At 58.2% G+C, this 22,782-nt stretch carries 26 protein-coding genes and 1 pseudogene; 9 read left to right on the forward strand and 18 right to left on the reverse strand.

All coding sequences use genetic code 11. The features are described from left to right. Positions 1-164 precede the first annotated feature (164 nt). A complete protein-coding gene (locus AC1RO5_RS08660; protein WP_305412632.1) occupies positions 165-431 on the reverse strand; it encodes a hypothetical protein in 267 nt (88 codons plus the stop codon). Between the two features lie 343 nt (positions 432-774). Here AC1RO5_RS08660 and AC1RO5_RS08665 point away from each other — a divergent pair, with 343 nt between their 5' ends. Beyond that, entirely contained in the window at positions 775-2,100 is a 1,326-nt protein-coding gene (locus tag AC1RO5_RS08665; RefSeq protein ID WP_493174519.1) for a sigma-54 dependent transcriptional regulator, read from the forward strand. Between the two features lie 67 nt (positions 2,101-2,167). Here AC1RO5_RS08665 and fapF read toward each other — a convergent pair whose 3' ends face one another. From fapF to AC1RO5_RS08710, 9 genes are all read right to left on the reverse strand, one after another. Further along, the gene (gene fapF / locus AC1RO5_RS08670; protein WP_493174521.1) at positions 2,168-3,472 is read right to left on the reverse strand and encodes a fibril amyloid transporter FapF; all 1,305 of its coding nucleotides are present in this window, start codon (positions 3,470-3,472) and stop codon (positions 2,168-2,170) included. A gap of 46 nt (positions 3,473-3,518) precedes the next feature. Continuing rightward, a complete protein-coding gene (gene fapE / locus AC1RO5_RS08675; RefSeq protein WP_493174523.1) occupies positions 3,519-4,265 on the reverse strand; it encodes a fibril amyloid subunit FapE in 747 nt (248 codons plus the stop codon). Positions 4,266-4,310: 45 nt separating this feature from the next. Beyond that, complete coding sequence (gene fapD / locus AC1RO5_RS08680; protein WP_493174524.1) at positions 4,311-4,991, reverse strand: fibril amyloid maturation endopeptidase FapD; 681 nt, start codon at positions 4,989-4,991, stop codon at positions 4,311-4,313. Positions 4,992-5,058: 67 nt separating this feature from the next. Next, complete coding sequence (gene fapC, locus AC1RO5_RS08685; RefSeq protein ID WP_493174526.1) at positions 5,059-6,006, reverse strand: amyloid-like fimbrin subunit FapC; 948 nt, start codon at positions 6,004-6,006, stop codon at positions 5,059-5,061. A gap of 64 nt (positions 6,007-6,070) precedes the next feature. Continuing rightward, positions 6,071-6,661, reverse strand: a complete 591-nt coding sequence (gene fapB, locus AC1RO5_RS08690) for a fibril amyloid subunit FapB (RefSeq protein WP_493174528.1) — start codon at positions 6,659-6,661, stop codon at positions 6,071-6,073. 1 nt (position 6,662) lies between these two features. Further along, the gene (fapA, locus tag AC1RO5_RS08695) at positions 6,663-7,118 is read right to left on the reverse strand and encodes a functional amyloid chaperone FapA (protein ID WP_493174530.1); all 456 of its coding nucleotides are present in this window, start codon (positions 7,116-7,118) and stop codon (positions 6,663-6,665) included. 347 nt (positions 7,119-7,465) lie between these two features. Then, positions 7,466-7,990 carry an AAA family ATPase gene (locus tag AC1RO5_RS08700; RefSeq protein WP_493174769.1) on the reverse strand — a complete coding sequence of 175 codons (525 nt, stop codon included), beginning with the start codon at positions 7,988-7,990 and terminating at the stop codon, positions 7,466-7,468. Further along, positions 7,987-8,550, reverse strand: a complete 564-nt coding sequence (pnuC, locus tag AC1RO5_RS08705; protein WP_493174532.1) for a nicotinamide riboside transporter PnuC — start codon at positions 8,548-8,550, stop codon at positions 7,987-7,989. The genes AC1RO5_RS08700 and pnuC overlap by 4 nt, the downstream gene beginning before the upstream one ends. Positions 8,551-8,683: 133 nt before the next feature. Next, positions 8,684-10,318, reverse strand: coding sequence for a methyl-accepting chemotaxis protein (locus AC1RO5_RS08710; RefSeq protein ID WP_493174534.1), 1,635 nt, complete (start codon positions 10,316-10,318; stop codon positions 8,684-8,686). Between the two features lie 295 nt (positions 10,319-10,613). Between AC1RO5_RS08710 and AC1RO5_RS08715 the strand changes: the two genes are divergently transcribed. Both AC1RO5_RS08715 and AC1RO5_RS08720 read left to right on the forward strand, forming a co-directional pair. Then, positions 10,614-11,444: an undecaprenyl-diphosphate phosphatase gene (locus AC1RO5_RS08715; RefSeq protein WP_477745757.1), complete on the forward strand. Its 831-nt coding sequence runs from the start codon at positions 10,614-10,616 to the stop codon at positions 11,442-11,444. Beyond that, positions 11,441-11,869: a DUF1294 domain-containing protein gene (locus AC1RO5_RS08720; RefSeq protein ID WP_493174536.1), complete on the forward strand. Its 429-nt coding sequence runs from the start codon at positions 11,441-11,443 to the stop codon at positions 11,867-11,869. Before AC1RO5_RS08715 ends, AC1RO5_RS08720 begins: the two co-directional genes overlap by 4 nt. A gap of 6 nt (positions 11,870-11,875) precedes the next feature. Here the strand turns inward: AC1RO5_RS08720 and AC1RO5_RS08725 are convergent, their stop codons facing one another. Both AC1RO5_RS08725 and AC1RO5_RS08730 read right to left on the reverse strand, forming a co-directional pair. Beyond that, complete coding sequence (locus AC1RO5_RS08725) at positions 11,876-12,235, reverse strand: MmcQ/YjbR family DNA-binding protein (protein ID WP_493174538.1); 360 nt, start codon at positions 12,233-12,235, stop codon at positions 11,876-11,878. Further along, complete coding sequence (locus tag AC1RO5_RS08730; RefSeq protein WP_493174540.1) at positions 12,232-13,140, reverse strand: LysR substrate-binding domain-containing protein; 909 nt, start codon at positions 13,138-13,140, stop codon at positions 12,232-12,234. Before AC1RO5_RS08730 ends, AC1RO5_RS08725 begins: the two co-directional genes overlap by 4 nt. A gap of 130 nt (positions 13,141-13,270) precedes the next feature. On the opposite strand from AC1RO5_RS08730, the gene AC1RO5_RS08735 reads away from it, so the two are divergent. Then, entirely contained in the window at positions 13,271-13,882 is a 612-nt protein-coding gene (locus AC1RO5_RS08735; protein WP_493174542.1) for an FMN-dependent NADH-azoreductase, read from the forward strand. Between the two features lie 172 nt (positions 13,883-14,054). Then, positions 14,055-15,092, forward strand: a complete 1,038-nt coding sequence (locus AC1RO5_RS08740) for an alpha/beta hydrolase family protein (protein ID WP_493174544.1) — start codon at positions 14,055-14,057, stop codon at positions 15,090-15,092. Between the two features lies 1 nt (position 15,093). On the opposite strand, the gene AC1RO5_RS08745 is transcribed toward AC1RO5_RS08740, so the two are convergent. The 3 genes and pseudogenes from AC1RO5_RS08745 to AC1RO5_RS08755 form a co-directional block, all read right to left on the reverse strand. After that, positions 15,094-16,287 (reverse strand): MFS transporter, encoded by a 1,194-nt coding sequence (locus AC1RO5_RS08745; protein ID WP_493174546.1) that lies wholly within the window; start codon positions 16,285-16,287, stop codon positions 15,094-15,096. 282 nt (positions 16,288-16,569) lie between these two features. Beyond that, complete coding sequence (locus AC1RO5_RS08750) at positions 16,570-18,159, reverse strand: ABC-F family ATPase (RefSeq protein WP_026286413.1); 1,590 nt, start codon at positions 18,157-18,159, stop codon at positions 16,570-16,572. Further along, positions 18,143-18,414, reverse strand: a pseudogene (locus AC1RO5_RS08755) (hypothetical protein); the annotation flags it as partial. The pseudogene AC1RO5_RS08755 and the gene AC1RO5_RS08750, both read right to left, overlap by 17 nt. Before the next feature lie 349 nt (positions 18,415-18,763). Between AC1RO5_RS08755 and AC1RO5_RS08760 the strand changes: the two are divergent. Then, on the forward strand, positions 18,764-19,045 hold the full coding sequence (locus tag AC1RO5_RS08760) for an excalibur calcium-binding domain-containing protein (RefSeq protein ID WP_493174548.1): 282 nt from the start codon (positions 18,764-18,766) through the stop codon (positions 19,043-19,045). Beyond that, positions 19,042-19,254, forward strand: a complete 213-nt coding sequence (locus AC1RO5_RS08765; RefSeq protein ID WP_493174550.1) for a hypothetical protein — start codon at positions 19,042-19,044, stop codon at positions 19,252-19,254. The genes AC1RO5_RS08760 and AC1RO5_RS08765 overlap by 4 nt, the downstream gene beginning before the upstream one ends. 3 nt (positions 19,255-19,257) lie before the next feature. On the opposite strand, the gene dapF is transcribed toward AC1RO5_RS08765, so the two are convergent. Next, the gene (gene dapF, locus AC1RO5_RS08770) at positions 19,258-20,076 is read right to left on the reverse strand and encodes a diaminopimelate epimerase (RefSeq protein WP_493174551.1); all 819 of its coding nucleotides are present in this window, start codon (positions 20,074-20,076) and stop codon (positions 19,258-19,260) included. Positions 20,077-20,230: 154 nt separating this feature from the next. Between dapF and AC1RO5_RS08775 the strand changes: the two genes are divergently transcribed. Beyond that, on the forward strand, positions 20,231-20,572 hold the full coding sequence (locus tag AC1RO5_RS08775; protein ID WP_493174552.1) for a hypothetical protein: 342 nt from the start codon (positions 20,231-20,233) through the stop codon (positions 20,570-20,572). On the opposite strand, the gene AC1RO5_RS08780 is transcribed toward AC1RO5_RS08775, so the two are convergent. Both AC1RO5_RS08780 and AC1RO5_RS08785 read right to left on the reverse strand, forming a co-directional pair. Next, the gene (locus AC1RO5_RS08780) at positions 20,542-20,754 is read right to left on the reverse strand and encodes a hypothetical protein (protein ID WP_493174553.1); all 213 of its coding nucleotides are present in this window, start codon (positions 20,752-20,754) and stop codon (positions 20,542-20,544) included. The genes AC1RO5_RS08775 and AC1RO5_RS08780 overlap by 31 nt on opposite strands. Before the next feature lie 202 nt (positions 20,755-20,956). Continuing rightward, complete coding sequence (locus AC1RO5_RS08785) at positions 20,957-21,634, reverse strand: SOS response-associated peptidase family protein (protein ID WP_493174554.1); 678 nt, start codon at positions 21,632-21,634, stop codon at positions 20,957-20,959. 233 nt (positions 21,635-21,867) lie between these two features. Here AC1RO5_RS08785 and lpxO point away from each other — a divergent pair, with 233 nt between their 5' ends. Continuing rightward, on the forward strand, positions 21,868-22,767 hold the full coding sequence (lpxO, locus tag AC1RO5_RS08790; RefSeq protein ID WP_493174770.1) for a lipid A hydroxylase LpxO: 900 nt from the start codon (positions 21,868-21,870) through the stop codon (positions 22,765-22,767). Positions 22,768-22,782: the final 15 nt, after the last annotated feature.

The following is a 22,782-nucleotide window of genomic DNA, read 5'->3' on the forward strand; positions in this document are numbered from 1 at the left end:
TTTTGTGCCAGAACAGTGTCTTTTCGAACCACTGACAAGCCTGCCAAGTAATCTGGCGGATTAGAAGTTAAAAACGGGAATTGTGCTGTGCAGCTGACCGTAGAAAACCGTCAACTAAGGAGAGGCGGGGACGCGGATTACCGGGCGGTAATCCGCGAAAAAGATTAATGCGGCATGGACCACGATTGCAGTGTGTAACCTTCCTCGCTCAACTCGGCGCGGGCTTGTTCCAGCAAGTGTGCAAGTTGCTCCGGATCGGAATAGGCACTGCTGGGGATTTGTTTGCTGCTGATGCGAGTGTTAGTGCGATCAATGATGGCCAGGCTGAGCTCGCCATTACCGTCTTGTGGGGCCCAGGCCACGCATTGAAAGGGTTGGAATGCGCGGTCGGCAATCAAAAGAGCTTCGTTGATACGGAGCGGGGCGTTCATGGGGTCTTCTCTCTGTGTGCCCAATCAAGTGATGTGCCGTCGGTTGGGCTTACCGTTCGGCTGGTTACTTGTACTGATGTCCGCAACCGGGGGTTGGGTCACACACAATCAAAAGAAATTTCAACTTTCTTTGATTGGCCGGCGATTCAGGCAGTTGCTGAAAGCTGAATGAAAGGTTCGACTCGTTAGGCAACTATTGAAGTGGTTTCTTATAACTAATCAGCCAACGTCCCTATAAGCAATCGATACAAGCCTGCGTCAATATTTTGCTAGTGTTACACCGAAGCCCGCCAAATGACTGTTTTTAATAATATTTCCTTTAATTTGGCGTCAAGGAACAGTCATGATCGAAGCGCCTGCCTTACGACGTCTTTTAGTAGTGGATCCTTGCGATGACTGCCACCGTTTGCTGCCGGGTTTACGCGCTGTAGGTTGGGATGTCGACAGCTGTACCCTGGAAAACGCCGCCGAGCAAACCTGCGACGTCGGCCTGCTGCGCTTGCAGCCATTTCATCTGGAGCGCCCGGAAGCGGTCAAGGAACTGATCACCCGCAGCGGTACCGAGTGGATCGCCGTGCTCGATCAGGATGTCCTGCGAATGCAGAATGTCGGGGATTTCGTCTGCGAATGGTTTTTTGACTTCCATACCTTGCCGTTCGATGTCTCACGGGTTCAGGTCACTCTGGGCCGCGCGTTCGGCATGGCACGCCTGCGCGGACAGGGTACGGTTCATATCGATCAGCCTGAACATGAACTGCTTGGCGACAGCAAACCGATTCGCGAGCTGCGCAAATTGCTGAGCAAACTGGCGCCCACCGAATCGCCGGTGCTGATCCGTGGCGAAAGCGGCACCGGCAAAGAAATGGTCGCCCGCACCCTGCATCAACAATCCCAGCGCCACAGCAAACCGTTCGTGGCGATCAACTGCGGCGCGATTCCCGAGCACTTGATCCAGTCTGAATTGTTTGGTCACGAGAAGGGGGCCTTTACCGGCGCCCATCAGCGCAAGGTCGGGCGGATAGAAGCGGCCAACGGCGGAACCCTGTTTCTCGATGAAATAGGCGATCTTCCCCTGGAGCTGCAAGCCAATCTGCTGCGCTTCCTGCAGGAAAAACACATTGAGCGGGTTGGCGGCCATCAGCCTATTCCGGTGGATGTGCGGGTATTGGCGGCGACGCACGTCGACCTTGAAGAGGCCATCGAGAACAAACGCTTTCGCGAAGATTTGTACTACCGTTTGAACGTCCTGCAAGTAGTCACCGTGCCGCTGCGTGAGCGCCATGGTGATCTATTGATGCTGGCCAACCACTTTTCCCATTTCTACAGCAGTGAGACCGGCCGTCGTCCTCGCAGCTTCAGCGAAGATGCATTGGTCGCCATGGGCAAGCACGACTGGCCGGGCAATGTCCGCGAGCTGGCCAATCGGGTACGTCGTGGGCTGGTATTGGCCGAAGGACGGCAGATCGAGGCGCGAGACCTGGGGCTGCTCAGTCAACACGCCTTCGCCACGCCGATGGGCACCCTTGAAGACTACAAGACACGCGCCGAACGCCAGGCGCTGTGCGATGTGTTGAACCGGCACAGCGACAACCTGAGTGTTGCCGCCCGAGTCCTGGGCGTGTCACGGCCGACTTTTTACCGATTGCTGCACAAGCACCAGATCCGCTAGGGCGGGTAAACGAAAAGGCCCGCTGCGACATCCATCGCAGCGGGCCTTTTCCATTGGGGTGAAGCGATCAGAAGTAGTACGGGAATTTCAGGCTGAAGGAAAAGTCCGGGGCATCGTCTGTCATGCCGATGGACAGGTTGGGAACGATGGTCAGGTTGTCGGAGGCCGCGATGGTCATGCCGACGTTGAAGTAACCGGCGTTGGCGTCGCTGGACACCACCGACTCCCAATCCCCGCCATCCTGTTTGAGCTTGCTTTTGCGCTGCACCAGGTCAGACACCGAGAACGACATACTCATCTTTTCGTTCAGCGCGAACGCAATGCCCGCGCCGATCTGGAAGCTGTCGCCGATCCGCACCTTGCCCGGGACTTTCTGATTGACGGTGGCGCTGATGTCGTCGAAGGACTCTTCGAAGTTGTGGGTGTAGGACAGGCTACCGAACAGAACCGCCGGATCGTAGGTCTTGACCAGCGAGATACCGGGGCTGATCGACCAGACGCCGTTGCCGGTTGGCAGGGTGTCAGGCACGAACAGGTTGGTATTGGCGTCGCTCTGGCGCAGTTTGATCCCGAACGGATCCTTGCCGGTCGGTGCCTTGACGCGCAAGGTGACCACCGCGTCCGGGGTGTTGACCGACTCGTCCATGAATTTGTAGGCGATCCCGAAGTTGACATCGCCCAGCGTCGGATCCCGGGTGACGGTTTCTTCACTGGTCACACCCGCGGCACCGTTGTTGGCGCCGCCGGACTGATACGTCGATTCGCGGTACACCACCGGCACGTTCAGGTCGAACTGCCAGCGATTGTCGAAGTTGTAGCGACCGGTGAGGTCCAGCGTCCAGGTGTCGGCCTTGATCCGGTCCAGGTTGATGTTGCCCAGAAAGATCGAATCCAGTGCGAGGAAGCCGTTGAGGATCAGCTGACGGGTGTCGTAACGCGAATAGGTCAGCCCGGTTTCGAGGCTGAACTTGCCGCCGCCGAAGAATCCGCTGGCCTCGTCATACAGGTTGGAAACACTCTGTGCCGGTTGAGAGTCATCGGCCAGCGATTGCCCATAGGAACTGCCGCTGCCTGCGGCGCCTCCTGAAGCCGCGGCCGCTCCCGTCCTGGTGGCCACTTGCTGGTTGCCTTTCATGTCAGCTGGCGACTTGGCCAGGCGTTTAGGCTGCGGTGCCGCCGGTTGGTCCTCCACCTGGCGGACCCGTTGTTCGAGTACCGCCAGGGCCTTTTGTTGTACTTCGTAACGTTGTTTGAGCTCCATGAGCTCCTGTTTCAAAGCCGCCACGTCCGCATCGGGCGCTGCTTGCAGCAGCGCCGACGGGAACAAAGTGCTCAGACAAACGATCGCGCGCAGTGGTACTGACCGATACATGATAAGCCGTCCCCCATGAAGCCCAATGATCGAACATCAGCGTAGTTCAATATCCCAGGCTGCGTAGTGCCTTGAGTTGATTCAGATTGCAGTTGACTGCTCCGGCATTTCGGCCATTGTTGTGCAGCACCACGTTAAGGCGCGTCAGGTTATTGACCCTGTTGCTGTTGCCCAGAAGCCGGGTGTTCTGCACCAGACCACCCTGAGCCACCTGTTGCATGGCCGTGCCTTGGTTGTTGCTGGCCTGGATAGCCATTTGCACGCCACCCCCGGTGGCCGACACCGCGACGCTTCCGGCGGCATTGCTGTCGGTAATGGTTTGCCCGCTTGTCAGCACCTGCCCTTGGGCGGGACTCGGCGCCGGCGCCTGGTTGGCCTCCTGGACGTTGAGGGCGACATTGTTGTAGGCGGTATTGCCGTCACCGGCGGCGCGCACAGTTTGGGTGACACCCTGGGCGGTGGTCAGTCCTGCGCCACCGATCACATTCCCGGTGCCCGATGGCGGCGTACTGCCGTTACCGGTTTCCTTGATGGTCGACACATAGAATGTGGGTTTTACGGTAGAGGCCTGGATCTGCATCAACGTCGTCGCGCCAATCAGGTCGCCACTGGCATTGCGCCAGGTACTGCTCATGACAATGCCGAAGCTGATGATCCGCCCCGGCATGACGTAACGACCGCGTAGCTCGGCGAGCTCATGGTCCTTGAGTTCGATGGGTTTGAATCCTGCATTGGCATAGCTTGATGCGCTTGCGGCCAGGCAAGCGGCGGCCAGCCAGTATGAGGTTTTCATTTGCTGCTCCCGGGGCATCCGGCCCTCTCTATCATCAGTGGGCGATTAGAAGAAGTCGCTCTGAATGAAGCCAAAGTCCATCAGTTCGGCATCTTTGACCGGGTTGAAAGTGTCCAGTTTGTTCTTGGCCGTCAGCGGTTCCGGAGGGCTGCGCAATGCATTGGTTTTGTCGTAACCGGGACCTACGATAGCGAAGACAATGCCGTTCCAGCCTTTGACAAAGTCATCATGGGAATAGCGTTTGTGCCCAAGCACCGGGTCGCCGATATAGACCCAGTTCTTGTCCGCCCGCTGCATCACCACGAAATGCTTGTAGCCGCGAATTTCCATCAGCACCACCACCGGAATGGTCACCGCTTCGAGTTTCTCGGGCGGTATCCGGTAGCCACGCGCGCGCATGCCGATTGCTTCGATGTAGCGCTTCATGTCCAGCATGGAGAAACCTTGAGTACGGACAAGGTTCTGGTCAGCGTTGACCAGCATGCCTTTGATGATGTGTTCCTCATCGACATCGAGCCAGTAAGCCTGGCGTAACACCGTGGCCAGTGCGGCAGCGCCGCAGCTGAAGTCGGTTTTTTGTTCGACGATGTCGCTGAGCTTGCGCTCACGCACACTTTGTACCTGCTTATAAACCAGCATGCCGCCAGGCAAGGCGGCGACTGGCATCTGTGCTGCCTGAGTCAGGCCACACAGGCACAGCAGTGCAAAAAAGGCTGTCGTACGCATGATCGATACGCCCTTGAGGAGCTGTGGAAAGAAAGCCCCGTTGCCGGGGCTTTCATTTCGATCGCGATTACATGCAGGCTCTGCAGCCGGCAGCGATGGACAGCGAGTTGCTTTGTTGGTTGCCCACACCCGCCGATACGTTGGCGCCACCGTTGCCGGAGAAGCCGTTCATCGAGCCGGTCATGCTGGCGTTGTTCACTACAGGGTTTTTCCAGCCGTCTGGAGTCAGCACTTGATGGGTGGTGACGCTAGACAGATCGAAGGTGCCCACGGCGGTGAACTTGAACTTGTCGTCGTCGTGGCGTCTGTGATCCCAGCCATTGTCGTCTTCAATCGTACCGCTACCTTTGGCCTTGAAGCTGCCTGAAGAGGTGGTGGTGTCGGTGAGGGTGGTGGTGACGCGGGTCCGGTCAGCTTTGTTGTCGACATCCAGACCGGTGGTGGATTGGTAAGCGTCAGCCGAAGCTGTCGCTACGCGTCCGCCGGACACGGCAATCGCCAGGTTGTTTTTCTGTTGGTTGAAGTTACCGGCAGTCACGTTGATGCCAATGTTGCCGGAGCCGTTGTTGCCAGCGTTGTCGAGCGTGGCGTTACTTTGGGTAGAGCGGTTTTTGACGTAGTTGTTGGTGTTGTACTGATTCGCGTAGGACGTTGCAGTGGCAGAACCGAAGATGAAACTTTCATCGGCGGTCGCCAGCGCGGCAGCGTTGTCTTGTTGGTTGCCATCGCCGCCAGCCACGTTGGCGCCCATGTTGCCATTGGAGCCGTTGAGTGAGTCGTCGGCATTGGCAGTGTTTTTGGTGCCCTGGTTGAGTACCGAGTTGCCGCTGCTGTCCTGTGTGTCCCCTACATAGGCGTTGGCGGCGGAGTCGATTGACAGCTGTTGTTCCCAGGTTGGACCTTTGGGGCCGTGATGATGGTGGTGACCACGATCGTTGTCGCTGGCCTGTGCAGCCATCGCCATGACGGATGCCAGGGCGAAGACCAGAGGTTTGAGAGCCATTGTGGGTTTCATGGTGTTTCTCCGTGCTTATTAGTTGGTTAAGTGTTGGTTACTTTCTAATCGCACTGCGTTCGGGTCAGTCAGAGACCCGTATGCTCAGGGTGTTAGCCATTCGGTTCCCCACCCCGGCACTCTGGTTCACCTGAATCACTCCTCGGCTGCCGGTGAAGGCCTGGTCGCTTGTCACGACCTGGCGACTGCCTTTTGAAGCGTCAGTTGCCCCTGAGCTTGGTAACAACGCCACGTTCTGTTGAGAAAGGGCGCTATCGTCGACGCTTTGCGGCGCAGCACTGATGCTGATGCGCATTGCGTTGGCCATCTGGTTGTTGGCCCCGGCGCCCTGGTTGACACCCAGTGCACCGTTGCCTTGACTGAAAGAGTTGCCGCCAATGGTGGCCGTCGCGTTCATCGACGGGTTGGCGGGCGTGTCGAGTTTCTGGATGACGCGGGTGGTCGCCGAGGCATCGGTGCCGATGGCGATGGCGCGGGTGTTGGTCTGTTGCTGTTGATCGCCGGATGCCTGATTGACGTTGAAGTTGCCTTTGTACCGGGCGCCGGAATCCAGGATGCTGGCGGTGTTGACCACTGGAACGCTGGAGTCGGCCATGGCGCTTGCACTGACGCTGGCACTGACGAGCAGGGCGAGCAGGATCGGGGAGCGACTCATATCATTGACCTCCCGCCAGTCTGCCCAACGGAGCGAGGCCGGAAGTCATGGCATGGTTGATGGTTCCCGAAATCGCGGCACCGCTGCCGCCTCCGTGACCGGCGCTCATGCCAGGCATCCCGTTGGGGTTGGTGATGACACTGAGGCTGCCGGGTACGCTGGCACCGTTCTGATTGATGTTGTTGCTGATGGACGAACCGCTGGCCACGCTGGCGAACTCACCATCGCTCAACTCGGTGTTGCTGAGTGTCGTGTTGACACGATCCGAAGGGTTGGCGTTGACAGTGATCGGGTAGGGGTCTTTCTGGAATGGCGGTCTGCCGATGGTGTGAGGTTGCACATCGCGAGTGAGCACGATGACGCCATTGCCTTCAGCCTGAACGTCAAAACTGAGTACCGAGACGGCGGCACATCCGAATAGCAACAAGCGTGTAAAGCCTTTATGAAAAGTCCCCACGACGGCGATTCCTTCTGTTGTGCGCTGGCCCTAATCAGCGTTGTGAAGGTGATAGCGAAAGCCGTGCCGGTTTTTGATAACTGTTTTGATTCAACGGGTTATCGAGCAAGGAAGACGGATCGATGGTTGAGCTGTTTCAGGCCTGAGACAAAATCTGGAGCTGCAACGGGGAAAAAGCGGGATAGAGCTCTGGATCCATGGTTTGCGCTGTGATGTATCAGCGCATTAACACATGGCATGACAGGATGATGAACGACGCTTAAACGGGTGGTTCGAGAGCAAAGGTGTGTTTCAGAAGCGGACGCATTTGCAAAATTACCGCAACAAATGCTAAGGCCGGATACAGGTCAGCGCCCAAGCAGCAGAGTGACGGCCTGCAACGCTTGGGCTCGGCGTTCTGCCCAGTCACCCTGGATCACTTGAACAGGTTGCCGATGCTGCTCCAGCCACGCCTGAGTCGCGTTGAAAAAAGCCCGGCGTTGATCCAGCTGCGGCTGACACCGCTGGCCATCGTCGGTCCAGTCGACAAGTTCAGGCGACAACAGCAAGTGTAAGTCGTAATGCCGGGCCAGCAGCGCTTGTTCGAGCCAGGCCGGGCAATCGCTGAACAGGGTTTGGCTCCAAAGCATGTTGCTCAGCAAGTGCGTGTCGAGAATCAGCAATTGTGGCGCAAGGGCGCGGGCATCATCTTCCCATTGCAACTGGCCGCGGGCGATCTCGGGGATATCCGCCAGGCAGGTGTCCCGTGCCTCCTGTTCAATGAACCAGCGCACGTATTCGCCCACCAGAACACCGCCGAATTGCCGTTGCAGTTCGGCGGCCAGCCAACTCTTGCCACTCGATTCGGGCCCCGTGAGCACCAGCACTTTCATGTGCGCAACGCCGGGTCGGCGCGCCACGTCCGCCAGCCTTGCACCGCCAGCAGGGCGAAAACCCCATAGAGGGCGGCGGTCAGGTACAGCTCTTTGTAGATGAACAGGCCGACGAAGATCACATCCAGCGCGATCCACAGCGGCCAGCATTGCAGGCGTTTTTGCGCCATCCATAACTGCGCGACCAGGCTGAAACCGGTCAACGCGGCATCGAGCCAGGGTTGGGCGGCATCGGTCCAGTGAGCCATGGCGGCCCCCAGCAGCAGACTGCCGAGCGCGCCGACGGTCAAGCCCAGCGCGACGGATTGGCCATCGAGCTGGCTGACGTGCCGCCCGTCATGCGTCGCGCCCGCGCGGGTCCACTGCCACCAGCCGTAAAGCTGCAACGCGGCGTAGATCACTTGCAGCAGCATGTCTGAATACAGCTTCACCTCGAAAAAGATCCAGCTATACAGCAGCACCATGACCAGACCGATCGGCCAGCACCAGGGGTTCTGTTTGACCGTCAGCCAGACGGCAATCACACCGAGGGCGGCGGCAAACAGTTCAAGCCCGGACATGGAGGTTCCTTGGGGAAGACGAAAAGGGGGGGAGGATTGTAGCGGCAGGCGCTGCCAAGTAGAACCGGCTTGCGCGGTCCGGTGTAGCAGCTGCCGAACGCAGCCTCGCAGGCTCGGCAGCTGCTACAAGTGATCAGACCCGAAACTGCTTGAGCAACCCGTTCAACTGTTCGCTCAATTCCTTGAGGTGAACGCTGGCCACGCTCGACTGCTCGGCCGCCAATGCCGTGCTGTGGGACAACCCGGCGGCCTGGGTGACGTTCTGATTGATGTCTTCCACCACATGCGCCTGCTGCAAGGTTGCGCTGGCAATCGAGGCGTTCAAACCGTTGAGGTTGCGCAAGGCCTGGCCGATGGCATTCAGGCTGGCACCGGCCAGACCGGCCTGCTCGATGGTCAGTTGCGAGGCACGGCTGCTGTCGCCAATGACCTTGACCGCCGCCTCGGAATGGCTTTGCAGGCGTTCGATCATCGACTGGATTTCTGCCGTCGACTTCTGGGTGCGCTGGGCCAGCAGGCGCACTTCATCGGCGACCACCGCAAACCCTCGACCTTGCTCACCGGCCCGGGCGGCTTCGATGGCAGCGTTGAGGGCCAGCAGGTTGGTTTGCTCGGCGATGGAACGGATCACTTCCAGGACACTGCCGATTTGCGTGCTTTCGTCGGCCAGCGTACGAATCACTTCGACGGCTTGATCGATGGTCGACGACAGCTTGTCGATCTGCTGCAGGCTGCCATCGATATTGATCTGCCCCTGCTGCGCCTGAGATTCGGCATCGCGCATTTCACTGGCCGCGTGCTCGGCGTTTTTCGCCACGTCCTGCACGCCGTAGGTCACTTCGTTGATCGCGGTCGCCACCAGTTCCATTTGCTGGGACTGCTGCTGGCTACGTTGCTGGGCTTGCGCGGCGTCGTTGCCCAGTTCGCTGGAAGACTGGCCCAGCGCACCGGCGGACACTTGCAGCTGACTGATCACCAGGCGCAGTTTGGCGGTAAAGGCGTTGAAGTGCCGGGCCAGTTGCGTGACTTCGTCCTGGCCGTGGGTATCGAGGCTGCGGGTCAGGTCGCTCTCACCACTGGCGATGTTGGCCATGGCGTTCACGGTTTCCTGCAGCGGGCGCACGATGCTACGGGCAATCATGATCACCAGCAGCGCCATGATCAGGGCAATCACCAGGCCGACGAAAGACGCCTTCCAGACCTGCGCATTAAACTCGGCCTGCATGTCATCGATGTACACGCCCGAGCCGATCACCCAACCCCAGGGCTCGAACAGTTTGACGTAGGAGGTTTTTTCCACCGGCGCACTGGCGCCCGGTTTCGGCCAGCGATAGTCGACCATGCCGGCGCCCTTGGCCTTGGCAATGGCGACCATTTCGTTGAACAGCGCAAAACCGTCCGGGTCGCGGATCGTCGAGAGGTTCTGGCCTTCAAGTTTTGGATTGGTCGGGTGCATGACCATGACCGGCGTCAGGTCGTTGATCCAGAAATAGTCATTCTGGTCGTAGCGCAAACCACGCACGGCGGTCAGTGCCTGCTGTTGCGCGGCGGCGCGGGTGAGGGTGCCGGCGGTTTCCAGGCCGTGGTAGTAGGTCAGGATGCCACTGGCGGTCTGCACCACATGCTGGGTCTTCTGGGCCTTGGCCTGATAGAGATCGTCGTGAATCTGCTTGAGCATCAACGCGCCCAACGTCAACAGCATCACCACGGCCACGATCAAGATAAGCCACAAGCGTCGGCTGATCGACACACTGCGTAAGCTGTTCATAACGCTGTTACTCCGTTTTCTTGTTCTTGTCATAAACGATCGCCAGCATCGAACCACACTTTGCCGATCGGGGCCTATCCGACTCAGGTCTTATTACGCGGCAGCGTAAATGAGACTTGTCTGATAGGATTTCGGCCCCGCGCGGAAAAACCTGAGTCCAAGTCGATTTTTCACGGAATTTTTACGGTTTTGTGTGGATCTTGTGCGCGCGGGGTTTCAGCGGACGCTGATCGCGAATAACGCTCTACAAATTATTAACGGGGCATGCCTGGGGGCATGGCTTCTTGGGGGAATGATGGATCTTTGGACAGCCTTTCAGGCATTGATTTTAGGCGTTATAGAAGGGCTGACCGAGTTCTTGCCCATTTCCAGTACCGGGCACCAGATCATTGTGGCGGACCTGCTCAACTTCGGCGGCGAGCGGGCGATGGCCTTCAACATCATCATTCAGCTCGGCGCGATTCTGGCGGTGGTCTGGGAGTTTCGTCGCAAGATCCTCGACGTGATCATCGGTTTGCCGACGCAGCCCAGCGCTCGACGCTTTACCGCGAACCTGTTGATCGCCTTCATGCCGGCCGTGGTATTGGGGGTGATTTTCGCCGACCTGATCCACAAATACCTGTTCAACCCGATCACTGTGGCCAGCGCATTGGTCGTGGGTGGGATCATCATGTTGTGGGCTGAACGTCGGCAGCATGTCGTGCATGCCGAAAGCGTCGATGACATCACCTGGAAAGAAGCCCTGAAAGTCGGTTTCGCCCAGTGCCTGGCGATGATCCCGGGGACCTCGCGTTCCGGTTCGACGATTATTGGCGGTTTGCTGTTCGGGTTGTCGCGCAAGACGGCCACCGAATTCTCGTTCTTCCTCGCCATGCCAACCATGGTCGGTGCGGCGGTGTACTCGGGCTATAAATACCGCCATCTGTTTGTACCGGCTGATTTCCCGGTGTTCGCCATCGGCTTCGTCACCGCGTTCATCTTCGCAATGATCGCCGTCCGGGGCCTGCTCAAGTTCATCGCCAGCCACAGCTACGCAGCGTTCGCCTGGTATCGCATTGTGTTCGGCCTGGTGATTCTGGCGACCTGGCAGTTCGGTTGGGTCGACTGGACCGCGGCCAAGCCATGAGCGATTCCGCCGCACGCAACAACCCCGGGCGCAAGTCCGGGGGAGCGATTCAGAACCTGCGGTTGAAATTGCTGGTGTTCGCGGCGCTGTGCGCAGTGCCGTTGTTTGGCTCGGTGTCGCTGTGGCTGCGAGGGGTGTCGCTGATTCCCCTGGCCGCCTACGGCATCGTCAGCGTGCTGGCGTTTTTGCTGTATTGGAGCGATAAGCACAAGGCCCGCGCCGACAGCTGGCGCACGCCGGAGAACGTGTTGCACGCGGTGGAACTGGCGGGCGGTTGGCCGGGGGCCTTGCTGGCCCAGCAAGTGTTTCGGCACAAGACCCGCAAGGTTTCGTTTCAACTGGTGTTCTGGCTCATCGTGCTGATGCATCAGGTGTTCTGGATCGACCAGCTGTTTCTGGGTGCTCATCTGTTCGCGCTGTTTTAAAGCCGTTTAAAGCAGCAAGCCGACCTGCGTGCGCTTGGGCAACTTGCTCACCACCAGTTGGTGGGAACGTTGCAGCAAGCCTTGCAGCTCTTCGGTGCCCAGCGGGTAGGGCGTTTCCATGATGATCCACTGCGCCCGGGCCAGATACGGCGCCGGGTGAATGCCCGGTCGGTCGCAATGGCCCAGGAACAGGTCCTTGTCGACCTTGAAGGCCAGGGACTGGCCTCGCAGGTTCTGCAAGGCGAACATCTTGCTCCCGGCAATCGAAAACACCCGCACGCCACCCCACTTGTAATCCTCCCGCGCGCCGGGCAGCGCCAGGCAGAATTGCGCGACATCCTCTTCGCTCATTGGTCTTGCCTTCATAACAGTCGGTCCCCACAGGCATTGAATGATTCGATCAAATGGTCGATCCAGGCGCGCACCGCCGGCATCACCCCGCGTCGATGAGGGTAGACCGCTTGCAGCCAACCGCCCGGCAATGACCAGTCAGGCAGCAACTGCACCAGTGAGCCGTTTTCCAGTTCCTGCTCGCAATACATCATCGGTAACACGGTGAAACCCAGCCCGGACAGGGTACACGCCTTGCGCACGAGAAAATCGTCGATGCCCAATCGGGCTTCAAATGTCATTTCACAGGCCTTGCCGTGCTGGTCGAGCATCCGCAGATGCACCAGCCGATCGGCTTCCAGTGCGCCCAATATCGGCACGTTTTTCAAGTCGTCCGGGGTCTTGATCTGCCGCTCGCGAAGAAACGCCGGGCTGGCGACCATGACAGTCTGCGCCTGACGTAAGCGGCGGGTGACCAGCAGTGGGTCTTCATCACCCAGTTCCCGCACTCTCAAGGCGACATCGACGCCTTCGGTCACTAGATCAACCCGGCGGTTGAGCAGCAGCATCTCCAGCTGAACCTGCGGGAATTTCTCCAGGAACCTGCTGATCACCGACGGGAACATGTCGTGGGCCAACCCCACCGGGCAGGAAACCCGCAGTCGGCCGCGGGGTTCGCTGGACATGCTGGCCACCGCTTCATCGGCCATCTCGGCTTCCAGCAGCATTGCCTGACAGTGTCGCAAGTAGCGCTCGCCCACGGCGGTCAGGTTGAGTTGGCGGGTGGTGCGTTGCAGCAGGCGCGCGCCCAGGCGTTCTTCCAGTTCGGCGATGCGTCGCGACAACCGGGACTTGGGAATCCCCAGCAAACGCCCGGCCGCCGCGAAGCCGCCGGCGTCGACCACCTTGGCGAAATAGTAGAGGTCGTTGAGGTCTTGCATGATTTAAATCCGACTGTTCTATCAGTGGGACGAACTATCGCATTATTGCCGGCTAATCAGCTATTGGTTTCGTCGGTAGGATTGTCTCCATCAGATCGCCGGGTGGCGATCCTCACCTTGGAGATCCCACATGAAATTACTGCATATCGATTCGAGCATTCTGGGTGACAACTCGGCTTCCCGTCAGTTGAGTGGCGAAGTCGTCAAAGCCTGGCAAGCCGCCGAGCCTGGCGTTGTGGTGACTTACCGCGACCTGGCCGCCGACGCCATCAGCCACTTCTCCGCCGCCACGCTGGTCGCCGCTGGCACCGCCGCTGAGCTGCGCAACGCCGCGCAACAGCATGAAGCCGATTTGAGCGCGCAGGCCCTGGCCGAATTCATCGCCGCCGATGCCGTCGTGATTGCAGCGCCGATGTACAACTTCACCGTCCCGACCCAACTCAAGGCCTGGATCGACCGCATCGCCGTGGCCGGCCAGACTTTCCGCTACACCGAAGCCGGCCCTGAAGGCCTGTGCGGCGGCAAGAAAGTGGTAATCGTTTCGACGTCTGGCGGTTTGCACGTTGGTCAACCGACCGGCACTGCGCACGAAGACTACTTGAAGGTTCTGTTCGGTTTCCTCGGCATCACCGACATCGAGTTCGTCCGCGCCCATGGCCTGGCCTACGGTGATGAAGTGCGCACCAAAGCCATGAGCGACGCTCAGGCGCAAATCAGCGAGCAATTGTTCGCCGCCGCGTAAGGCTTGCGTAAAGACGTCAAACAGCGCACGCAATACCCCTGAAACTCTGTATTCTGGTCATCATGATGGCCAGGTACAGAGTTTTTTTATTTCTGCCGGTGATCAGTTTCTGGCCCAGGTTATGCAGTCGAGGGTTAATATCTGCGGTCAGGTAACAAGGTGGGGGCATTCCATGGTGCGTCTTTGTGCAACGCTACTGATTTGCCTGTTCGGCAGCCTGAATTCAGTGCACGCCGCGCCTGTGCTGTTTCCTCACTGGAGCGTCGGTTTCCATGAGATGACATTCCTCGACCCGCTGGACTTGCAGCCGATGCGCGCCATCGCCTTTTATCCGTCCAGTGAGAGGGAGCACTCCAGCAAGCTCGAGGGCTACACGGTTGAAGCCGGTGAAGACACCAAAGTCGCCATCGGACGCTTCCCGATGTTGATGCTGTCTCACGGCAATACCGGAACCCCGCTGGCCCTGCACGATCTGGCCACCTCGCTGGCCCGCAAGGGGTTTGTGGTGGTGGCGGTGTTCCATCCCGGCGACAACTACAAAGACCACAGCCGCCTCGGCACCTTGAGCAATCTGTACGGCAGGCCAATCCAGATTTCCGAAGCCATTACCGCAACCTTGGGCGACCGGATGCTCGCGCCCTTCGTCAATGCCGATCAGGTCGGGGTAATCGGCTATTCGGCGGGTGGCGAGACCGCGTTAATCCTGTCCGGCGCCACTCCGGACCTGGACCGTCTGCGCCGTTATTGTCAGGAGCGCCCGGACGACCACGACGCCTGCAACACTCAAGGCGAGCTGATCGTCGACCGCGATGACTTGCAGCCAGTGCCAGACCCGCGAGTACATGCCTTGTTGCTGATGGCGCCGCTGAGTCTGAAGTTCGGCCGTCATACCCTGGCCGACGTGCATGTGCCGGTGCTGCTATACAGCGGCGATGGCGACAAACTGGTGGCGTTCGACAAAAACGCCGCAGCCCTGGCGCGCAAACTGCCGACCGCTCCGGATTTCAAATTGCTGGCCGGGGCAGGGCACTTCGTGTTCCTGGCACCGTGCAACGAAGAACAGATCGCCACCATGCCGGCGCTGTGCACCGATGCCGACGGCGTCGACCGCAAGGACATCCACCGCAACCTGATCTCCGAAGCCGGACGTTTCTTCTCCCATGCCCTGGGCAAACCAAGCCGGGCCGGCATGCAAACCGCGGATCAATAAATCAATCCTGGCCGATGGCGCGGTGTTTCAGTAACAGGGTCAAACCGAGTCCAGTCACGGACAACAACGCCGCACTAAAGAAAATCCACGAATACCCCAGGTTCAATGCCACCGCACCCATCAGCGGCCCGGCAATCGCCAGTGCCAGATCGAAAAACACCGCATAAGCACTCAAACCCGCCCCGCGACTGGAGTTGGGCACCTGCTTGATCGCTTCCACCCCCAGCGCCGGATAGACCAGCGACAGACCGAACCCGGTCAAGCCTGCGCCGATCAAGGCGTAAACGGTCGAGGGCGCCAGCCACAACAGGACCAGCCCTACGGTTTCAATGCTCATGCAGGCGATGGCGGAGGTGAAGCCGCCGAAACGGCTGATGCTGGAAATGAACAACAGCCGCGACAGAATGAAACATACCCCGAACACCGTCAGGCAATACGCTGCGCCGGTCCAGCCAAGGCTGGCGTAATACAGGGTAATAAAAGTGGTGAGCGTGCCGTACCCGATGGACGCCAGGCTCAGGCTCGCGCCGAAGGGGGCAATGCGCCCGAACACCGCCCAGAACGGCAGGCGCTCACCGCGAATCACTGGCACCGAGGGTTTGTTACGGATCAACAGCAGTGCCAACAGGGCCAGTAACGACAGCACAATCCCGAGGCTGGCGAAGCCCAAATCAGCCACCATCAGCACCCCCAGCGGCGCGCCAATGGCAATGGCGCCGTATGAGGCGATCCCGTTCCAGGAAATCGAACGCGCCGTGTGCTCGACACCGACCTGGCCCATGCACCAACTGATGGTGCCCACTCCGATCAACCCTTGAGCAATCCCCAGCAGCAACCGGCCAGCGATCAGGATGATCAGGCTCAACAACGGCAAACTTTGCAGCAGGGTCGACAGCAGCGTCAGCACGCCGCTCAACACAATCCCCGACAACCCGTAAACAATCGCCCGTTTGGTGCCGACGCTGTCCGACAAGCGCCCAGCCATCGGGCGGCTGAGCAGGGTGGCCAGGTATTGCGAACCAATGGTCAGCCCCGCAACGATGGCGCTGAACCCCAACTGTTCATGGACATACCCCGGCAACACAGCAATCGGCAGGCCGATGCAGAGGAAGGCAATAAAGGTATAGAAAACGATAGAAACGATCTGCAGGGTGATCGCCATGGAGCTTTGCGGTGGCAGTTGCTGCACAGACATGAGAGCTCGTTCGCGGGCGGCGGTAGGAGAACTGCATCATGGCGCGGGCGGGAAATAAAAGGAAGCAGGCTAACTATATTCGTTGCGCTTCAGGGCCTCTTCGCGGGCAAGCCTCGCTCCTACAGGATTTGTGTCGTTCGCATGATCACGAAACGACATTGATACCTTGTAGGAGCGAGGCTTGCCCGCGAAGAGGCCCTCAGCACCGAAGAATATTCGGCCCTGAAATGCAAAAAGCCCCGTCACCAGGACAGGGCTTTCCACTTGCAGCCAGAAGCCGCCTTACATCAACACACCCTGACTACGCAGGTAGTCGTCATAGGTACCGCTGAAGTCGATCACGCCATCGGCGCTCAACTCGATGATGCGGGTGGCCAGGGACGATACGAACTCACGGTCGTGGCTGACGAAAATCAGCGTGCCCGGGTAGTTCTCCAGCGCCAGGTTCAGCGCCTCGATGGATTCCATGTCCAAGTGGTTGGTCGGCTCGTCCATTACCAGCACGTTCGGCTTTTGCAGGATCAGCTTGCCGAACAGCATGCGACCTTGCTCACCACCGGAGATGACCTTGACCGACTTGAGGATCTCGTCGTTGGAGAACAGCATGCGGCCGAGGGTGCCGCGAACCAGTTGCTCGCCGCCCTGGGTCCATTGGCCCATCCAGTCGAACAGGTTGCAGTCGTCTTCGAAGTCGTGCGCGTGGTCCTGGGCGTAGTAGCCCAGCTCGGCAGCGTCGGTCCATTTCACGGTGCCGGCGTCCGGGGTCAGTTCGTTGACCAGGGTGCGCAGCAGGGTGGTTTTACCGATACCGTTCGGGCCGATGATTGCCACGCGCTCGCCGGCTTCAACGGTGAAGCTGAAGTCCTTGAACAGGGTCTTGCCGTCGAAGCCTTTGGCCATGCGCTCGACGATGACCGCCTGACGGTGCAGCTTTTTGGTCTGCTCGAAACGAATGAACGGGCTGACACGGCTCGAAGGTTTGACTTCGGCCAGCTGGATCTTGTCGATCTGCTTGGCGCGGGAAGTTGCCTGCTTGGCTTTCGAGGCGTTGGCCGAGAAGCGGCTGACGAACGATTGCAGTTCCGAGATCTGCGCTTTCTTCTTGGCGTTGTCCGACAGCAGTTGCTCGCGGGACTGGGTCGCCACGGTCATGTACTCGTCGTAGTTGCCCGGGAACAGGCGCAGCTCGCCGTAATCCAGGTCAGCCATGTGGGTGCACACGCTGTTCAGGAAGTGACGGTCGTGGGAGATGATGATCATCAGGCTGGAGCGCTGGGTCAGCACGTTTTCCAGCCAGCGGATGGTGTTGATGTCCAGGTGGTTGGTCGGTTCGTCGAGCAACAGCACTTCCGGATCGGAGAACAGCGCCTGCGCCAGCAACACGCGCAGTTTCCAGCCCGGCGACACTTCACTCATCGGGCCGAAGTGCTGCTCGATGCCGATACCCAGGCCCAGCAACAGCTCGCCGGCACGGGACTCGGCGGTGTAGCCGTCCATTTCGGCGAATTCGGTTTCCAGCTCGGCCACGGCCATGCCGTCTTCTTCGGTCATTTCCGGCAGCGAATAGATGCGATCGCGCTCGGCCTTGACCTTCCACAGCTCTTCGTGACCCATGATCACGGTGTCGATCACGGTGAATTCTTCGTAGGCGAACTGGTCTTGACGCAATTTACCCAGACGCACGTTCGGCTCAAGCATGACCTGGCCGCCGGACGGCTCGAGGTCGCCACCGAGGATTTTCATGAAGGTCGACTTGCCGCAACCGTTGGCGCCGATCAGGCCGTAGCGGTTGCCCGCGCCGAATTTGACCGAAACGTTTTCGAATAGCGGCTTGGCGCCGAACTGCATCGTGATGTTAGCTGTGGAGATCAATTACTTTACCTATCAATGGGTTGCGAGCTGCGCATTTTGGCGCTTGGGCCATACCTGGGGCGTTTTGGAGTTTCTCCATCTCTCCCCAGTCACCGCTAGACTTCAACCGGCGCGCATAAGTCGAGAGCAGCATCTGGACGCTTGTCCAAGCTGTTGGGCAATAAAGGCGGGATTCATGCCAGACATTCTGCATATTGTCGCATAAGTGTGACGGCAGTTGTACGGCGCACGATAACGTGTCGCGAGCTTCTTCAGGTTGGCCCCGCTGCTTGGGTCTGCCCGAGGGGATTGTTCATCCTGGTGGGTGGCGAAACGCAGTGGAAATCCTTGATTACACGCCAATGTTATTTTTGTTCAGCGTTGTGTTCGGGACACCGGGCGCTGCTCTGGGTAAAGTCGGCAGCGCTTGCCCGGCCAAGTGTGTTTCAGAAGGATTGCTGAATGGCCAGCACTTGGTCAGGGTGGGCACCTATTCAGATTCGTCTCTCATATGCCGCGTGTGGCGGTAGTCCCTCTCCAGAGCATCGAGGCATTGGTTGCCCTCACCAAATGATTCGTTCTCAGCGACTAGAATATAAGCGTCCTCTAGTCATGGATGAATCAAATGAAACTGATTTTGGTCGTGCTTATCATGGGTTTGTTAGCCTGGAAGCTCTCCCCTGAGTTACAACCCTGGGTTGAGGCCAAGCTACCGCATCCGAAAGTACTCCCTACAGTCACAACTGTGCCGAAGCCTGTTTCGGCGCCATTCAAATGTGACGGACGCAAATATTGCTCGCAGATGACATCGTGTGCAGAGGCCAAAAACTTTCTGCAAAATTGTCCGGGAATGAAAATGGACGGTGACAACGATGGTGTGCCCTGTGAGTCGCAGTGGTGCCAATGACTTTTTTGCCGTTCACCGGCAGGCTTGATGGTTTAATGCGGGAAATTCTTAAAGGAGAAGGTGCCATGGATAAGGCGTTTAGAAACCCGATGTTTTTGACTGGGCTGCCGATGGCTATCTGCGGTCTTGCTATCACCGCGCCTGGCCTGTGGATTCCCGGCCTGGGCTTGATGGTGGTCGGCTGGGCAAAGGGGAATAAACGAGCCTGACGGCTACAAAACCTGTAATAAGTTATCCGTGATTGTTCCCGAAAAAATAGTCTCTACCGGCCCGATGAGAAAGACCGGGCCCACGCCATCCCATTGAACCGTTACGGTGCCGCCATCACATTCAACCTCAACGGAATTGTCTAATAAACCTCGACGAATTCCGCTGACAGCGGCGCCACAAGAGCAAGAGCCTGAACCAAGCGGAATACCCCCCCAGCGCTCCCAAATGCGCAACCGAATGCGTTGTCGGTTAATGATCTGGACGAAATGCACGTTCGTCCTGAGGGGAAACAGTGGGTTGGTTTCAATGGTCGGTCCGATTGTCGCTATATCAATGGCTGTCAGATCATCCACAAAATAGGTGCAGTGAGGATTGCCCATGCTGCAAGCTGCCGGGCCACCAGCCAGTGGCAAAAAAGCAGTATCCAGTTCCTGAGCCAAGGGAATATCCGACCAGCCGAAAAGCGGCTCGCCCATGTTGACCGAAATTGCGCCGGCTGAAGTTCGTTCGCAAGTGAGTAGACCACGGTTGGTTCGCAGCGCTATCGACGTCATATTTGATTCGCGCATCAGCATGTCCGCGGCACCCCGCGTTGCGCTGCCACAAACATCCAGCGTGGAGCCATCTGCATTCCAAAACATCAAGCGCGCGTCGGCATCATCGCAATCAAGCACCGCTGCGAGTTGATTGAATCCGACCCCTCGGCTCCGATCACCCATTCGCCGAGCCAAACTACTTGTCACTGGATTGGCCGAGTTTCGCGAGTCCACAATGACGAAGTCATCACCATTGGCGTGCATCTTGTGAAAACTCAGCGGCATAAATAGATCCCGGGTGAACTGGCGTTTGAGAACGATCTAGCCCCAATCACATAACCTTTGCAAGCCGTGAGCGGGTAAAGAAAAACACCGGCCCTCAAAACCGATAACGATTGATCGACTCTTGAATTAGTATTCCATCCCCCACCCAAGGAACATGGAAGTGAGAAACAAATTCGCGGCAGGCATGTTCTGTTTCCTGATGATTGTGACGGCTCAATACGCTTACTCCAGCGCCACGGATGAGTCCGCCGAAAACGCCTCATTACTCTGCAAAATCCTTGATGGCAATGACGCCTTGACCCAGGCCTCCGAATTCTCGGCCGAGGATCGTACGGTCAATATCTCGGTAGACCGTTCTCCAGAGGAAGCCAAAAAGCTTTGCCCGGAAATCAGCGCCATCGTCGAGTTTCACGAGATGACTTTTACGCAAGGCTGGACTGTGCAGATCACCTCTCCAGACAGTGGTTATAACGTTGTTGCTATCTGCCCGTTGTAATGATGGTGGTTGTCCTGTACGCCAGTGATCAGGTGCAGTGGAATGTGCTGTTGCTCATCAATGCATGTGATTTCGAAACTGCCCACTATTTGAGGGTGTCGCTCACTCAGCCCGGTCGACTCTTCTGCCTTTGCCTTAGCCATTCTCGCGTGGTTCGCTGCGATTTCGTTGAGAGTTGACACGTTACATCTCCCGGTGACTGACCAAGCGTATCGCTGGAGTCCTTAAACGTTAATGTGAATGCCGCCGCGTCAGAATTACGTCGTTCTGGGGCCGCTATCGCCGGCATGTGCAAACCCTAAGCCAGACATTGACGCGTATTCCGCGCCACGCTTTCCATGCGACGAATGGTGTCGCGCAATGTAATTGCTGGTGACAAAAACTTTAGATGGGGTCGATCAGTCCAGGGTCATCGTTGTGCACATTGCTCACGGCTTGATCAACCTTGAACCACTCGAATGTCTCGGCCGGCTCGCCCTGCGACAGTACTATCTGCTCGGCTCGCTCTTTCGGCGTGGCCGGGTCCAGCCATTCCCGGGCCAGTTCGGCATTCAGCGTCACCGGCTGGCGATCATGAACATCCACCATGCCGCCCTTGCTGTCGGCGGTGATGATCACGAAGCCGTCATGTTCGTCCGGCTGATGTTCGTACCTTGGGTATTGACCGATCGCCGCGCACAGGATCGGTGCGCGATCCTTGCGGCGGATGAGGTAGGGCTGCTTCTTCGGGCCGCCCTCGTAAACCCATTCAAACCAGTTATCGATGGCAACGATCGCCCGGTGCGGCCATATCGCTTTGAAGAATGGACCGTGGCTGACTTTCTCGACCCTGGCATTGATCGGCATAGGGTGTTCTTCGGACCAATGCGGCCGCCAGCCCCAGCGAACCTTGTCGGCGTGCAGTACGTCGCCTTCCTGGTGGAAGAGGGCGAGCTGAGTCGTCGGCGCGACGTTGTAGAGCTCGAATGGCTGATCACCGGCATTGTTGACCAAAGCGTTGGGCATGCTCAGCGCCTTGACGAAGTCGTGAATGCCCCGGTACTGCGAAAGTCGTCCGCACATGGCTGAGCCCTCATGCTTACATCTGAGCTTAGACGATCCTTTGAACTAATAGGGCGTTAAAGCCGCGTGGCGTTTTGGCGGCATGAGTAGACACATTTTCACAGTTGAAGGTTAACTATTGGTTACAAAGTATGGCTAAAATGACATCTTTCGCCCCCATGTCGATTGTCGGCATGGCTCAAGAACGCGCCATCGGGACGCACTTTGTTCATTTCAGACGTGTGACGATTTCCGTGAAACTCATTATTGCCGCTATCTATGTCATCTCCATCGCGTATGTCCACTTGCGCGGTAAAGTGCGCCACAAACCAGGCCGCCAACTAAGCGACCACTCGACGTTTCTGGCGCCGATCAATTGCTTCCTTTATATGTTCTCGAAAATCCCCAATCGGCCTTATCTCAATCCGGCGGACTTTCCTGACTTGAGCCCTTTGCAGGCTCATTGGGAAGAGATTCGCGCCGAAGGCCAGAACCTGCTCAAGGCCGGGGAGATCAAACGCTCGAATCAGTACGACGACGTCGGTTTCAACTCGTTTTTCAAAAGTGGCTGGAAGCGTTTCTATCTCAAGTGGTATGGCGACAGTCACCCGTCGGCCGCAAAGCTCTGCCCGCGTACTACTGAACTGGTGCAAAGCATTGGCTCGATCAAGGCAGCGATGTTTGCCGAACTGCCACCGGGTTCCAAACTGGTCCGCCACCGCGATCCGTATGCCGGCTCGTACCGTTATCACCTGGGGCTGGAAACGCCGAACGATGCCGGTTGCTATATCAACGTCGACGGTGAGAGCTACCATTGGCGTGACGGCGAAGCGGTGATGTTCGATGAGACGTTCATTCATTACGCTGAAAACACCACCCAGCAGAACCGCATCATCCTGTTCTGCGACGTCGAACGGCCGATGAAGTATCGCTGGGCGGCGGCGTTCAACCGCTGGTTCAGCCGCACAGTGATGGCGGCGGCGGGGGCACCGAACGATGCAGGTGACAAGACCGGTGCTATCAACCGTTTGTTTGCCAAAATCTACAAGGTTCGCTTGCGCGGCAAAGCGCTCAAAAAGCGTAACCGCGCTCGCTATTACCTGGAGAAGTGGGCGATTTTTGGCGGGTTGCTGGCGATTTTTGTGCTGATCTGAGTTTTGCTTTGCGGC

This window comes from Pseudomonas sp. GW822-FHT02G04, assembly GCF_058802085.1.

Excerpts from the sequence above, each read along its gene's own strand:
- AC1RO5_RS08660 (WP_305412632.1), bottom strand. The coding sequence starts at position 431 with ATGAACGCCCCGCTCCGTATCAACGAAGCTCTTTTGATTGCCGACCGC.
- AC1RO5_RS08665 (WP_493174519.1), top strand. The coding sequence starts at position 775 with ATGATCGAAGCGCCTGCCTTACGACGTCTTTTAGTAGTGGATCCTTGC.
- fapF (WP_493174521.1), bottom strand. The coding sequence starts at position 3,472 with ATGTATCGGTCAGTACCACTGCGCGCGATCGTTTGTCTGAGCACTTTG.
- fapE (WP_493174523.1), bottom strand. The coding sequence starts at position 4,265 with ATGAAAACCTCATACTGGCTGGCCGCCGCTTGCCTGGCCGCAAGCGCA.
- fapD (WP_493174524.1), bottom strand. The coding sequence starts at position 4,991 with ATGCGTACGACAGCCTTTTTTGCACTGCTGTGCCTGTGTGGCCTGACT.
- fapC (WP_493174526.1), bottom strand. The coding sequence starts at position 6,006 with ATGAAACCCACAATGGCTCTCAAACCTCTGGTCTTCGCCCTGGCATCC.
- fapB (WP_493174528.1), bottom strand. The coding sequence starts at position 6,661 with ATGAGTCGCTCCCCGATCCTGCTCGCCCTGCTCGTCAGTGCCAGCGTC.
- AC1RO5_RS08700 (WP_493174769.1), bottom strand. The coding sequence starts at position 7,990 with ATGAAAGTGCTGGTGCTCACGGGGCCCGAATCGAGTGGCAAGAGTTGG.
- pnuC (WP_493174532.1), bottom strand. The coding sequence starts at position 8,550 with ATGTCCGGGCTTGAACTGTTTGCCGCCGCCCTCGGTGTGATTGCCGTC.
- AC1RO5_RS08710 (WP_493174534.1), bottom strand. The coding sequence starts at position 10,318 with ATGAACAGCTTACGCAGTGTGTCGATCAGCCGACGCTTGTGGCTTATC.
- AC1RO5_RS08715 (WP_477745757.1), top strand. The coding sequence starts at position 10,614 with ATGGATCTTTGGACAGCCTTTCAGGCATTGATTTTAGGCGTTATAGAA.
- AC1RO5_RS08720 (WP_493174536.1), top strand. The coding sequence starts at position 11,441 with ATGAGCGATTCCGCCGCACGCAACAACCCCGGGCGCAAGTCCGGGGGA.
- AC1RO5_RS08725 (WP_493174538.1), bottom strand. The coding sequence starts at position 12,235 with ATGAAGGCAAGACCAATGAGCGAAGAGGATGTCGCGCAATTCTGCCTG.
- AC1RO5_RS08730 (WP_493174540.1), bottom strand. The coding sequence starts at position 13,140 with ATGCAAGACCTCAACGACCTCTACTATTTCGCCAAGGTGGTCGACGCC.
- AC1RO5_RS08735 (WP_493174542.1), top strand. The coding sequence starts at position 13,271 with ATGAAATTACTGCATATCGATTCGAGCATTCTGGGTGACAACTCGGCT.
- AC1RO5_RS08740 (WP_493174544.1), top strand. The coding sequence starts at position 14,055 with ATGGTGCGTCTTTGTGCAACGCTACTGATTTGCCTGTTCGGCAGCCTG.
- AC1RO5_RS08745 (WP_493174546.1), bottom strand. The coding sequence starts at position 16,287 with ATGTCTGTGCAGCAACTGCCACCGCAAAGCTCCATGGCGATCACCCTG.
- AC1RO5_RS08760 (WP_493174548.1), top strand. The coding sequence starts at position 18,764 with ATGAAACTGATTTTGGTCGTGCTTATCATGGGTTTGTTAGCCTGGAAG.
- AC1RO5_RS08765 (WP_493174550.1), top strand. The coding sequence starts at position 19,042 with ATGACTTTTTTGCCGTTCACCGGCAGGCTTGATGGTTTAATGCGGGAA.
- dapF (WP_493174551.1), bottom strand. The coding sequence starts at position 20,076 with ATGCCGCTGAGTTTTCACAAGATGCACGCCAATGGTGATGACTTCGTC.
- AC1RO5_RS08775 (WP_493174552.1), top strand. The coding sequence starts at position 20,231 with ATGGAAGTGAGAAACAAATTCGCGGCAGGCATGTTCTGTTTCCTGATG.
- AC1RO5_RS08785 (WP_493174554.1), bottom strand. The coding sequence starts at position 21,634 with ATGTGCGGACGACTTTCGCAGTACCGGGGCATTCACGACTTCGTCAAG.